The organism is Streptomyces sp. NPDC093064, from assembly GCF_044754605.1.
In the GTDB taxonomy this organism is placed as follows: domain Bacteria; phylum Actinomycetota; class Actinomycetes; order Streptomycetales; family Streptomycetaceae; genus Streptomyces.
In genome coordinates this window covers 1-12,753 of record NZ_JBIVPK010000010.1, presented here as the reverse complement: position 1 = coordinate 12,753, position 12,753 = coordinate 1, and the positions used below count along the sequence as shown (strand labels likewise).

The window sequence follows — 12,753 nt, the reverse complement described above, 5'->3', positions numbered from 1 at the left end:
CTCCGCCAAGGTCGCGCGGGCCGTTGCGGGAAGAGTCCGAGCACCTCGTGACGTGCGACGTCCGCACGCGACACCCCCGTCCCCCGTAACCGCTCTGTGCGCAAGCTGTGAGTCCCCGGTGCGTGGGACCGCCCGACCGGACGGCTCCCAGGCCCCGAGGCGCCTTTCGACACCCACGCCTACCCAGCATTGCGTCCGCGACACCGGCCGATTTGATCCGCCCCACGCGCACCGTGCCACCGCCGTCGGCCGCCCCGGCGCCCCGGCAAGGGGCGGGGGCGGGCCCGTGAAGGCCCGTCCCCTGGACGGGTGCGGCCGGGGCCGGGTCAGGTCCGACCGGGGCCGCCACCGCCGAAGGATCCGCTGCTGCCCGGGTGCCAGCGCCGCCGGTGCTGGTCCTGGCTGCGGCGGGTTCCGGTGGCGTGCAGCTCATAGGGCATGAGCCGCTCCCCGTCGTCCACATGGAGCTCGTCGAGCTCCCGCATCTCCCTGATCTCGTGGACGGCGCCGGTGACCGGCAGGTGCGGCTGCTCCGCCTCGGTCGGCCGGTCCGGCTCGCGGCGCATCACACCGATACCCATGCCGACGGCCCACACCAAGGCGATCACGATGACGAGTCCACCGATGAAGGCGCCGAAGGTGGCCCACACATTGGGCGCCACGGCCAGTACGGCGTAGGAGGCTATGTCCATGTCTTCCACCCGCCTCACCAAGGAAAGCGAAGAGTGCCGGTGGCGCCGATGACGCCACCTGTGTCCCATATTGTCCCACCGTGCGAGTGCCCCGCAAAGCGCCCGCGGCTACCGGGGCGGCCGCCGCCCCGGTAGCCGCCGGTGACTCCGCCGTGGCCGCAGGTGCTGGAAAATGAACACATGGCCGGACTTCTCGACCGATGCCGGATCCTGATGTCCAGCGTCCACACCGGCCGGCGTCCGCTCCGGCACCACGCGGGGCCGGAGCCGGAGCCGGAACGGCGGGCTCGGACCGGCGACGCGCACGGACCTTTGCACAGGCCCGCGAAGCCGCGGCGCCCGGCGCCGGGCGTGCGCAGCTTCGCCGCGCAGGCGTTCGCCGTCCAGATGGTGATGCTGCTGGTGCTCATCATCGCCGCGGGCGCCGTCCTCGTGCTCAAGACCCGGAACAACAGCCTGGCGGACGCCCGGCACCGCACCCGCTCCGTGGCCGAGTCCTTCGCCAGTGCCCCCGGGACGGCGCAGGCGCTCGACAGCCGCAATCCGACGGCGATCCTCCAGCCGCGCGCCGAGGAGACCCGGAAGCGGACGGGGGTGGCCTTCGTCATCGTGTACCGGCCGGACGGGATCCGGCTCACGCACCCCGACCCCGCCCTGATCGGCAAGCACGTCATCGGCCCGTACAAGCAGGCAGCGGAGGGCAGGCCCTTCACCGAGGTCATCAACGCGAGCCGCGGCCCCGCGGTCGACTCGATCGTCCCCGTCTTCCGGCCGGACGGCTCGGTCGCGGGCGTCGTGGACGTCGCGATCACGCTCGGGACGGTGAACACGACGGTCCAGCGCCAGCTCCCGGTCCTGCTCGGCGGCGTCGGGGGCGCGGTCGTCCTGGCCACGTGCGGATCGGCGTGGGCGAGCAGGCGGCTGCGGCGGCAGACCCACGGTCTGGGCCACGTCGAGCTGACGCGGATGTACGAGCACCACGACGCCGTCCTGCACTCCGTGCGGGAGGGCGTCCTCGTCCTCTCGGGCGAGGGCCGGCTGCTCCTGGCCAACGACGAGGCGCGGCGGCTGCTGGACCTGCCGGCGGACGCGGAGGGACGCCGGATCGCCGATCTCGGCCTCGAACCGCGGGTGGCCGGGCTGCTGTCCTCCGGGCGGGTGGCCAGCGACGAGGTGCTCCTCGCGGGAGACCGGCTGCTGATCGTCAACACCCGCCTCACGGATCTCGCCGGAGGACCGGCCGGCAGTGTGACGACGCTGCGGGACACCACGGAGGTGCGCGCCCTCTCGGGCCGGGTCGAGGAGGCTCAGGAGCGTCTGCGGCTGCTGTACGACGCCGGTGTGCGGGTCGGCACCACCCTGGACGTCGCACGGACCGCCGAGGAACTGGCGGAGGTCGCCGTCCCCCGGTTCGCCGACCTGGTCACCGTCGAGCTGCTGGACCCCGTCCTGCGCGGCGACGAGCCGACGGACACGGCGGACATGCGCCGCACGGTCATCCTCGGCGACAGCCTGGACCCGCCCGTCTTCCCCGTCGGCGGGCGGATCACCTGGATGCCAGGCACGCCGATGGCGGCGGCGCTGGAGACCGGTCACGCGGTGCTGGAGGCCGATCTGGGCGCCGCCCGCGACTGGCGGGTCCAGAGCCCGGAGACGACCGCGAGGATCCTCGACCACGGGATCCGCTCGCTCATCGCCGTGCCGATGCGGGCGCGGGGCGTCCTGCTGGGACTGGCCGACTTCTGGCGGACGGACCGGCGCAGCCCCTTCGAGGACGACGACCTCTCCCTGGCCGAGGAGCTCGTCGCGCGGGCGGCCGTGTCCGTCGACAACGCACGCCGCTACACCCACGCGCACGGCGTCGCCGTGAGCCTGCAACGCAGCCTGCTGCCCCGCGGGCGGCCCGAGCAGAACGCCATGGAGGTGGCCCACCGCTATCTGCCCGCGCAGGCCGGCGTGGGCGGGGACTGGTTCGACGTGATCCCGCTGCCGGGCGCGCGCGTGGCCCTCGTCGTCGGCGACGTCGTCGGACACGGTCTGCACGCCGCCGCCACCATGGGCCGCCTGCGCACCGCCGTGCTCAACTTCTCGGCCCTCGACCTGCCGCCCGACGAGATCCTGGTCCACCTCGACGAGCTGGTCACCCGGATCGACCAGGACCGGGCGGCCGAGGCCGAGACCGACCCGGTCACCGGGGCCACCTGCCTGTACGCGATCTACGACCCCGCCACCGGACGCTGCACCGTGGCGACCGCGGGTCACCCCGGGCCGGCGCTGGTACGTCCCGACGGCACGGTGCTCTTCCCCGAGGTGCCCGCCTCCCCGCCCCTCGGCCTGGCCGCGGGCCTGCCCGTCGGGACCGCCGAGCTGGACCTGGCGGAGGGCTCGCTCCTGGTCCTCTACACCGACGGGCTGGTCGAGGACCGGGACAGGGACATCGGCACCGGCCTCGCACTGCTGCGCGACACCCTGGCCGGCCGGCCCGACCGGAGCCCGGAGGAAACGTGCCGGGCTGTGATCGACGCCGTGCTGCCACCGCGCCCCAGCGACGACGTGGCGCTGCTGGTGGCCCGCACCCGGCTGCTGGACCCGGCGGACGTCGTGGAGTGGGACGTGCCCCGCGACACCGCGTCCGTAGCCCCGGTGCGCGCGGCGTGCGCCCGGCAGCTGGACGCGTGGGGGCTGGAGGAGGTGGGCTTCGAAACCGAGCTGATGCTCAGCGAACTGGTCACCAACGCGATCCGCTACGGCAGCGAGCCGATCCACGTGCGGATGGTGCGCGACCGCGACCTCATCTGCGAGGTCTCCGACGGCAGCAGCACCTCACCGCACCCGCGCCGGGCCGCCCTGACGGACGAGGGCGGACGCGGACTGTTCCTCGTCGCCCAGCTGGCCCGGCGGTGGGGGACCCGCTACACACCCCACGGCAAGGTCATCTGGACCGAACAGCCGCTGCACGGCGGGGCGGCGCGGTCCGTCGAGGACCTCGGCGACCTGCTGCTCGACCAGTGGGACGACGAGGCGCTGTGACGGGCGCGCCGCCCGTGCTTCCGGACGCCGTCCGCGGGTCCCGGCGGACGCCGGGACCCGCGGAGACCGCCTCAGCCCTCGTCCGGGACCAGCCTCAGGGAGATCGAGTTGATGCAGTACCGCTGGTCGGTCGGGGTCGCGTACCCCTCGCCCTCGAAGACGTGTCCGAGGTGCGACCCGCAGCGCGCGCACCGCACCTCGGTGCGCACCATCCCGTGGGAGCGGTCCTCCAGCAGCTCCACGGCGTCCGTGTCCTTCGGGTCGTAGAAGGACGGCCAGCCGCAGTGGGACTCGAACTTGGTGCCGGAGGTGAACAGTTCCGCGCCGCAGGCCCGGCAGGAGTAGACACCCTTGGTCTTGGTGTCCGTGTACTCACCGGTGAAGGCGGGCTCCGTGCCGGCCTTGCGCAGCACGGCGAACTCGGCCGGGCTCAGCTCGGCCTGCCACTGCTCGTCCGGCTTCTCGACGTCGTACGGCATGGGTCTCGCGCCCCTCACTTCGACAGACGGTCCAGGATGCGCGGTCCGAGGTCGGTGACGTCGCCCGCGCCCATGGTGAGAACGAGATCGCCGGCCTTCGCCATTCCCGCGACCGCGTCGGGCACCTCGGCCTTGTCGTGGACGGCCGTCACGTCGGCGTCCGCCGACCGCGCGGCGGCGATGATCAGCTCGCTGGTGACGCCGGAGATCGGGTCCTCGCGGGCCGGGTAGATGTCGAGGACGACGGAGGCGTCCGCGAGGGCCAGCGCCTGGCCCATCTCCTTGCCCAGCTCCTGGGTGCGGGAGAACAGGTGCGGCTGGAAGACGACCAGGATCCGGCCGTCGCCCGCGGCCGCGCGCATCGCCTCCAGGTCGGCGGTCATCTCGGTCGGGTGGTGGGCGTAGGAGTCGACGACCTGGACGCCGGCGGCCTCGCCCTTGAGCTGCAGACGCCGCTTGACACCGGTGTACGCGGCCAGCGCGGAGGCGAGTTCGGCGGCCGGGACGCCCAGGGCGGCGCCCGCGGCCAGCGCGGCGACGGCGTTGTGCGCGTAGTGGCGGCCGGGCACGGAGACGGCGAAGGTGAGTTCGGTGCCGTCCAGCAGGACGGTGACCTCGCTCCTGAGGCCCTGCGGCACGACCGACAGGATCCGTACGTCGGCGTCCTCGGCCTCGCCGTACGTCACCGTCCGCACCGCATCGGACACGCGCCGGGTCAGCTCCCGCGCGCCCGGGTGGTCGGCGGCGATCACCAGGGTGCCGCCGGGGACGATCCGGTCCACGAAGGTCTCGAAGGACTCGTAGATCTCGTCCATCGAGGCGTAGTTGGCGTGGTGGTCGAGCTCGACGTTGAGGACGATGGCGACCTCGGGCGCGTACTTGTGGAAGCTGCGGTCCGACTCGTCCGCCTCGGCGACGAAGATCTCGCCGTCGCCGTGCAGCGCGTTGGAGCCGGGAGCGTCCAGGTCGCCGCCGATGGCGTACGACGGCCGCAGGCCCAGTTCGCCGAGGGACACGGCCAGCATCGAGGTGGTCGTCGTCTTGCCGTGGGTGCCGGCGACCGCGATCGGGCGCAGGCCCTCCATCAGGGCGGCCAGCGCGTCGGAGCGGTGGACGACCGGGATGCCCAGCTCGGCCGCGCGGGCCAGCTCCGGGTTGTCCTCGCGGATCGCCGAGGAGACGACGACGCAGCTGGCGTCGTCGGCGAGGTGCCCGGCAGCGTGCCCGATGTGCACGGTGGCGCCCAGCGCGCGCAGTGCCTGCGCGGTCTCCGACTCCTTGGCGTCGCTGCCCGCCACCTTGGCCCCGCGCTGGGCGAGGATCTTCGCGATGCCCGACATCCCGGCGCCGCCGATGCCGATGAAGTGCGGTCGGTCCATGGCGGTAGGAAGGCCGGGTGCCATGCGCTTTTCTCCCCAGGTGGTGCGGCTGCGGTACGACGGTGCGAGCGCCCCCGTGCGGGGGCGCCGCCCAAGCCTATGCCTTGCTGTGGGAGAAGAGCTTCAGGACCGGTACGCCCACCTTGTGGCGGGCCCGGGAGGCCCAGTCGCGGTGGAAGAACTCCTCCACGTAGTGCGGGTCGGTCAGGACGATCACCTCGTCGGCGCCGACCTCGGCGACCAGGGACTTCAGGGCGTCCAGCGGATGGTCCTCGACGAGCCGGCCCTCGGCCCGGCTGCCCGCCGCGCGCAGCGCGAGGAGGGACACGTCCAGGGCCTGTTCCCCGGCGCCCTTCGCGGCCGCGCCCTCCGGGGTCTCGCCCTCGCGCGCCGCCTCGTCCAGTTCGCCGAGCGCGATGTCGTCGATGGCCCGCAGCAACCGGTCCGCCTGATCGCCGCGTGGCTGGAGCAGCACGTGGAAGAGCACCGGCTCCTCGCCGTGCAAGGTGGTGACGAACTCCACGTCGGCGGACGTCAGGGCCTTCTCGATCATCAATACGCTTGTGAACACCAGGCGCCCTTTCTCCTCCGAGGGTCCTTGGACCCTCCGTCTCCCTCCACGGGCCGTAGCAGCCCCTGCGGAAACCATCCTGCCCCGTGATCGCACAGGTATCGCGGGATTTGGCGCACCCGACGCACACGGATCGGAACAATTGGTTCCGCTTGCCCGGAACGCTAACCCGGGTAACCCCGGGTAAGCGGACGGTGCGGCTCCGGTCAGGGGCGGCGGTACCTGCCGAACAGGAAGCCGTCGTCCTCCAGCAGGGACGCCAGGGTGAAGCGCTGCGGGACCGCGACGGAGGGGCCGCCGGCGATGCGCTGGGCGTCACCGGCGGTGAGCATCGGGGAGACCGTGAGACACATTTCGTCGAGGACGCCGGACGCCACCATCTGACCGAGCAGGCGGGGGCCGCCCTCGGTGAGCAGACGGGTGTGACCGAGTTCGGCCAGTGCCCGGACGGCGCGGGCGGGGTCGACGCCGGCGCCGTCACCGGCGATCACCACCCGGGCGCCCGCCTTCTCCGCGGCCGCGATCCGCTCCGGGGCCGCCGCCGCGCCCGTGAGGACCAGCGTGGGCACCAGCGGCGAGGTGAACAGCGGCAGCGAGAAGTCCAGTTCCAGGCTCGCCGTGACGACCGCGATCGCGGGCGCCGGCCCCTGCCCGGCCGCCTCGCGCAGCGCCGCGAACTCCGCCCGGGCCCGGGCCGGGCGGTACCCCTCCTGGCGCACCGTCTCCGCGCCGACCACCACCACGTCGGCCAGTGCCCGCAGGGTGCCGAAGATCCGCATGTCGGCGGCGCTGGAGATGGGTTGCGAACGGCCCTCGTGCTGGGCGGCCCCGTCGAGGGTGGCGACCATGTTGGCGCGCAGCCACGGTTCCCGGCCCGCCGCCCCGCGCTCGGGGTAGGCGTACGCGGCGGCCAGCTCGGCGAAGGTCCACTCCCGGTCCACGAGGGCGCCGGGCACGCTCGTACCACTGGCCCCGTGCGTCCCGTCCGGGGTCTGGGCTGCTGTTTCGTCGGTCACAGGGAACAGGCGTCGCATGACGTGCAGTGTTCCATGCCGCTTACGATGGGGAACCGTGTCGTCCTCCACAGCCGCCTCCGGGCTCAGTTCCCTGACCGCCGCGGCCCCGCTGTCCCTGTGCGCGCGCGAGCCGCACGTCCCCGCGGACCGGCTGGTCGCCGAGATGGTGCCGCCGCCGCGCTTCGACTCGGTGCGCTTCGCGACGTACATCCCGGACCCGAAGCAGCCCAGCCAGACCGAGGCCGTCGAGGTGCTGGACGACTTCGCCGCCGGACTCGGCGGGGCACCCGCGACCGGCTCCGGCAGGCGCGGCCTGTTCGGCTTCGGCAGGAGCAAGACCCACACCAACGACAAGGTCAGGGCGAAGGGCAAGGGCAAGGCCGCGGGTGCCGGGCCCCGCGGGGTGTACCTCGACGGCGGTTACGGCGTCGGCAAGACCCACCTGTTGGCCTCCCTGTGGCACGCCACCCCGGCCGAGCCCGCCCGCAAGGCGTTCGGCACCTTCGTGGAGCTGACCAACCTGGTCGGCGCCCTCGGCTTCCAGAAGACCGTCGAGACCCTCTCCGGCCACCGCCTGCTGTGCATCGACGAGTTCGAACTGGACGACCCGGGCGACACCGTACTCGTGTCCACCCTGCTCGGCAGGCTGGTCGACGCGGGCGTCGCGCTCGCCGCCACCTCCAACACGCTGCCCGGCAAGCTCGGCGAGGGCCGCTTCGCCGCCACTGACTTCCTGCGCGAGATCCAGGGCCTGTCCGCGCGCTTCCGCACGCTTCGCATCGACGGCGAGGACTACCGCCACCGCGGCCTGCCCGAGGCGCCGGCGCCGTACTCCGACGAGCAGGTGACGAAGGCGGCGTACGCCACCGAGAACGCCTCGCTCGACGACTTCCCGCACCTGCTGGACCACCTCGCCAAGGTGCACCCCAGCCGTTACGGCGCCCTGACCGACGGGTTGGCGGCCGTGTGCCTCACCGACGTGCGGCCGGTGCCGGACCAGTCCACGGCGCTGCGGCTCGTGGTGCTCGCGGACCGGCTCTACGACCGCGAGGTGCCCGTGCTGGCCTCCGGGCTGCCCTTCGACCGGCTGTTCAGCGAGGAGATGCTGAACGGCGGCTACCGCAAGAAGTACTTCCGCGCGATATCCCGCCTGACCGCCCTCGCCCGGGACGCCAAGGGGCTCGTCGAGACGTACTGACCGGGACAGCGCCCCGGCGGACGGCGCCCCGAGGACTGCTCGCCGAGGGCCAGTCCCCCGAGGTCCTGTTCATCACCTGCTCCGACTCCCGGGTCGTCCCGGCCCTGATCACCGGCGCCCGGCCGGGCGAGCTGTTCGAGCTGCGCACCGCGGGCGACATCGTGCCGCCGTACGCCTCGGCGCGGCCCACCGCCGAGGCGGCCACCATCGAGTACGTGGTGGAGGTGCTGGGCGTCGGCGACATCGTCGTCTGCGGCCACTCCCACTGCGGCGCGGTCGGCGCCCTCGTCCGCGGGGACGACCTCGACGCCGTGCCCGCCGTACGGGACTGGCCGGCCCACGCGACGCCCCGGCCCACCGGGGACCGCGGAGGACCCGGCCGTCGCCGAGGGCGTCCAGAGCCACGCCCTGACCCAGTTGCTGCGGCTGCGCTCGTACCCGTGCGTCGAGAAGCGGCTCGCGGACGGCCGGCTCACCCTGCACGCCTGGTACTACGAGGTGCACACCGGCGCGGTGCTGGCGCACTGCCCGCGGACGGACGCCTTCACGGCCCTGTCCCGCGGCTCGCCCATGACCTCGGGGCGGGCATATCGTTGAAGCGGGCGCATAACGCGCATACCGGCGACCGGTCGAGGAGTCCTCGTCATGGTGCAGGAACTGGTGACCTCCGTGATCACCGCGGGCTGTGTGGGGTTCGTGTACCTCGCCGCGGCGATGCGGGTCGTCAAGCAGTACGAGCGCGGGGTGGTGTTCCGCCTCGGGCGGCAGTCCGGTGAGCCGCGGCCGCCTGGCCTGGCGGTGATCATCCCGTTCGTGGACCGGCTCTACAAGGTCAACATGCAGATCGTCACGCTGCCGATCCCGGCCCAGGAGGGCATCACCCGGGACAACGTGACGGTACGCGTGGACGCGGTGGTCTACTTCAAGGTGATCGACGCGGCGAACGCGCTCATCCGGGTGGAGGACTACAAGTTCGCGGTCTCGCAGATGGCGCAGACGTCCCTGCGCTCGATCATCGGCAAGAGCGACCTGGACGACCTGCTGTCCAACCGCGAGAAGCTCAACCAGGGGCTTGAGCTGATGATCGACAGCCCGGCCGTCGGGTGGGGCGTGCAGATCGACCGCGTGGAGATCAAGGACGTCTCCCTGCCGGACACGATGAAGCGGTCCATGGCCCGGCAGGCGGAGGCCGACCGGGACCGGCGGGCCCGCATCATCAACGCGGACGCGGAGTTCCAGGCGTCGAAGAAGCTGGCCGAGGCCGCCCAGCAGATGGCGGACACGCCCGCCGCGCTGCAACTGCGGCTGCTCCAGACGGTGACGGCGGTCGCCGCCGAGAAGAACTCCACTCTGGTCCTGCCCTTCCCGGTCGAGTTGCTGCGCTTCCTGGAGAAGGCCCAGCGGGAGCCGGAGCCGGAGTCGTACCAGAGCCGGGCCCGGAGCGCCGCACCGGCGGCTCCCAGCCCGCCCGAACAGTTGGTGGAGGGTGCGCGGGCATCCGCGGATCCCGGCGACCCCGCCCCCGAGGAGGCCCCGATCACGCCCGTGCGGAGCACCGCCGACGCGGTCACCCCCGACCCGGACGGCAGCGCGGCCCGCACCAGGACCTAGTGCTGCGACCGGACAGGTTCACCGGCTCGCGACGCCCGGCACGGCTCCCCCAAGCTCTTCGAGCAGGGGGACCCCCAGCCGCGTTGTCGCATCACCCGAGTACATCCAGTACGCGGGCGATGCTCCGCCTTGCGATGCTCCCCCACAGCCTGAACGGCGTGGGAGGTACCCCCAGCACCGGACGCCGCGAGCTTTCCGGTCACAGCACTAGCCTCCCTCCCCCATCCCCCGGACGGCCCCGCGCGGTGGCGGCAGCGTGGGGCCGTCGTTAGCGTGCGAGGCATGCGCAGCCGGTTCGTGGGGGTTGTCCTGATCGCGACGCTGGGGGGCGTCGCTGGGTGCGGGGGCGGCGGCTCGGGGACCGCCACGCCGAGCGGCTCCGGCACCGCCTCCCCCGGTGCCGAGGGTCGGATCACCGTGTCGAGTCCGGCGTTCACCGACGGCGGCACCGTTCCCGACCGCTACACGTGCACCGGGGCGGACGTCTCGCCACCGCTGGCGTTCTCCGGGGTTCCCGCGCGCACGGCGGGGCTGGCCCTGCTGGTGGAGGACCAGGACGCCCCGGGAGGCACGTTCACGCACTGGCTGGTCTGGAACATGGACCCGCACACCACGAGCCTGCCGACGGGCGCGACCCCGCCGGGAGCCACCGAGGGACGCAACGACTTCTTGAAGACGGGCTACAGCGGCCCCTGCCCGCCCCCGGGCAAACCCCACCGCTACGTCTTCACCGTGTACGCCGCCGACCGCCGCCTCGCCCTGAGGCCCGGCGCCACGGCCGCCGACATCAGGCGCGCGCTGAGCGGCCACACCCTGGCCTCCGGCACCCTCACCGCCCGCTACGGCCGCTGAGCCGGGACCGCGGCGCCCGGCCACCGGCCGGGTGACCGCACCGCCGTGCCGCCGTTCTCGTGATCCGATAAGGTCATATGTTCATCGCGTGATCACACTTGTACGACGCATCACCGCCGTCTGCGCTCTCGGCGCCGCCCTGGCCGCCTGCGGCGGCGGCACCGAGGCGTCCCGCGCCGGTCTGACGGCCCCCTCCACGTCCGCATCCGCGTCGGCGTCCCCCTCCGCTCCGGCCAGGCCCTCGCCCTCCCGGCCGCCGACCCTCACCCCGGGACCCGGCGGTCTGACCCCCGTCTTCAGCAACGGCCCCCGCACCAAGGGGAAGACGGTCGCCCTCACCTTCGACGCCGACATGACCGCCGACGAGGGACCGCGCGCGGCGGCGGGCGAGCACTTCGACAACCCGGGGCTCATCGCCACCCTGCGCGCCCTGAAGGCGCCGGCCACGGTGTTCATGACGGGCCGCTGGGCCGAGCAGTACCCCGACCAGGCCCGCTCCATCGGCAGCGACCCCCTGTTCGAGCTCGCCAACCACTCCTACAGCCACTACGCGTTCACCGCGAACTGCTACGGCCTGCCCACCGTGCCCGCCGACCGGATGCGGTCGGACGTGGAGGGCGCGTACGAGGCGTTCCGCAAGGCGGGCGTGCCGCACGCGATGCCGTACTTCCGTTTCCCCGGCGGCTGCTACGACCAGCAGGCCCTGCGGGCGCTCAGCGGTCTCGGCGTCACCGCGGTGCAGTGGGACGTGGTGAGCGGAGACGCCTTCGCGACGGACGCGGACGCCGTGGTCCGGCAGGTCCTGGGCGGGGTCAAGCCGGGCTCGGTCGTCGTCATGCACTGCACCCGCAGCGCCGCCCCCACCACCGAGCGCGTGGTGCGCGCCGTCGTACCGGAGCTGCGCAAGAGGGGCTACCGCCTGGTGAAGGTCTCCGACCTGATCGGCGCCACGGCCGACCGCGCCTGACGGGCCGGCCGGCTCTCGGGGGATCACCGCGGGCTGGTGGCCGGGGGGCCACCCGCGGGCCGACGGCGGCCGGCGGCTGGTCACCCGGCTGGCAGACTGGACGCCGTGAGCATCGACGAGAGCACCACCGCCACCGCCCCGCAGGACAGCCCGTTCCGGTCCGAGCCCGGCGTACGCGACCAGGCGCGGCAGTTCGTGCTGCCGCTGGTGGTGCGGATCGAGCGGGCCGCTCCCCCGGCCCGTACGGACGCCCTGGAGACCGCGGCCCGAGCGGTCCTGGTGCTGCTCGCCGACGAGCGCTCGGCCGGTGACGGGGAGTGGGCGCGGGCCGTGCGGGACTGGCAGGACGCCCGGATCCGCAAGGTGGTGCGGCGGGCGCGCGGTGCCGAGTGGCGGCGGGCCGAGGCCCTGCCCGGCATCACCGTGACCGGGAGGACCGCGCAGGTGCGGGTCTTCCCGCCCGTGCCGCTGGACGGCTGGCCCAAGGACCTGGCGAGGCTTCAGGTCTCCGGCACCGAGCTGGACGACCCGGAGCCGCCCGCCGCGCCGGACCCGGCCGTCCCGGTGCTGTGGATGAGCCCCGGCCTGGACATGTCCGCGGGCAAGGCGATGGCCCAGGCGGGTCACGGCGCCCAGCTCGCCTGGTGGGAACTGTCCGAGGCACAGCGCACGGCCTGGCGGGACGCGGGCTTCCCGCTCACCGTCCGCACCGCCGCCCCCGCCCACTGGCGGGACCTCACCTCCGGCGGACTGCCGGTGGTGCGCGACGCCGGCTTCACGGAGATCGCCCCCGGCTCCTGCACGGTCGTCGCCGACCACCCCGCGCTGCGCCCGGGCCGTGTCCAGCGCCTGTCGGGGCACTAAGCTTGAATTTAAAGGTTCCCCCTCAGCCTTCAAGGTCGGGGGGTGTCTTGTTTGTGGGGGTGTTTGCCGACGGGGTGGCGGGGTGCGGGGCTGG

General features: G+C 73.4%; 11 protein-coding genes and 1 pseudogene. 7 read left to right on the top strand and 5 right to left on the bottom strand.

Annotation, left to right across the window (positions count from 1 at the left end):
* Positions 1–326: 326 nt before the first annotated feature.
* Positions 327–692 (bottom strand): DUF6479 family protein, encoded by a 366-nt coding sequence (locus tag ACIQFZ_RS14595; protein ID WP_361412436.1) that lies wholly within the window; start codon positions 690–692, stop codon positions 327–329.
* 213 nt (positions 693–905) lie between these two features.
* Between ACIQFZ_RS14595 and ACIQFZ_RS14590 the strand changes: the two genes are divergently transcribed.
* Entirely contained in the window at positions 906–3,722 is a 2,817-nt protein-coding gene (locus tag ACIQFZ_RS14590) for a SpoIIE family protein phosphatase (RefSeq protein WP_383058890.1), read from the top strand.
* Between the two features lie 71 nt (positions 3,723–3,793).
* Here ACIQFZ_RS14590 and msrB read toward each other — a convergent pair whose 3' ends face one another.
* The 4 genes from msrB to ACIQFZ_RS14570 form a co-directional block, all read right to left on the bottom strand.
* A complete protein-coding gene (gene msrB / locus ACIQFZ_RS14585) occupies positions 3,794–4,201 on the bottom strand; it encodes a peptide-methionine (R)-S-oxide reductase MsrB (RefSeq protein ID WP_361412438.1) in 408 nt (135 codons plus the stop codon).
* 14 nt (positions 4,202–4,215) lie between these two features.
* Positions 4,216–5,604, bottom strand: a complete 1,389-nt coding sequence (murC, locus tag ACIQFZ_RS14580; protein WP_402691341.1) for a UDP-N-acetylmuramate--L-alanine ligase — start codon at positions 5,602–5,604, stop codon at positions 4,216–4,218.
* 73 nt (positions 5,605–5,677) lie between these two features.
* On the bottom strand, positions 5,678–6,151 hold the full coding sequence (locus tag ACIQFZ_RS14575) for an indole-3-glycerol phosphate synthase (protein WP_376651042.1): 474 nt from the start codon (positions 6,149–6,151) through the stop codon (positions 5,678–5,680).
* A 206-nt stretch (positions 6,152–6,357) separates the two neighbouring features.
* Entirely contained in the window at positions 6,358–7,185 is an 828-nt protein-coding gene (locus ACIQFZ_RS14570; protein ID WP_365426854.1) for a pyrimidine reductase family protein, read from the bottom strand.
* A gap of 37 nt (positions 7,186–7,222) precedes the next feature.
* Here ACIQFZ_RS14570 and zapE point away from each other — a divergent pair, with 37 nt between their 5' ends.
* The 6 genes and pseudogenes from zapE (at position 7,223) to ACIQFZ_RS14540 (ending at position 12,659) form a co-directional block, all read left to right on the top strand.
* A complete protein-coding gene (gene zapE, locus ACIQFZ_RS14565; RefSeq protein ID WP_365426857.1) occupies positions 7,223–8,365 on the top strand; it encodes a cell division protein ZapE in 1,143 nt (380 codons plus the stop codon).
* Positions 8,362–8,962, top strand: a pseudogene (locus tag ACIQFZ_RS14560) (carbonic anhydrase). The gene zapE and the pseudogene ACIQFZ_RS14560 overlap by 4 nt, the downstream one beginning before the upstream one ends.
* 48 nt (positions 8,963–9,010) lie before the next feature.
* Positions 9,011–9,976, top strand: a complete 966-nt coding sequence (locus tag ACIQFZ_RS14555) for a slipin family protein (protein ID WP_402691340.1) — start codon at positions 9,011–9,013, stop codon at positions 9,974–9,976.
* Positions 9,977–10,258: 282 nt separating this feature from the next.
* A complete protein-coding gene (locus ACIQFZ_RS14550) occupies positions 10,259–10,828 on the top strand; it encodes a YbhB/YbcL family Raf kinase inhibitor-like protein (protein ID WP_402691339.1) in 570 nt (189 codons plus the stop codon).
* 88 nt (positions 10,829–10,916) lie between these two features.
* On the top strand, positions 10,917–11,795 hold the full coding sequence (locus ACIQFZ_RS14545) for a polysaccharide deacetylase family protein (protein WP_402691338.1): 879 nt from the start codon (positions 10,917–10,919) through the stop codon (positions 11,793–11,795).
* A gap of 96 nt (positions 11,796–11,891) precedes the next feature.
* The gene (locus ACIQFZ_RS14540; RefSeq protein WP_402691426.1) at positions 11,892–12,659 is read left to right on the top strand and encodes a peptidyl-tRNA hydrolase; all 768 of its coding nucleotides are present in this window, start codon (positions 11,892–11,894) and stop codon (positions 12,657–12,659) included.
* Positions 12,660–12,753: the final 94 nt, after the last annotated feature.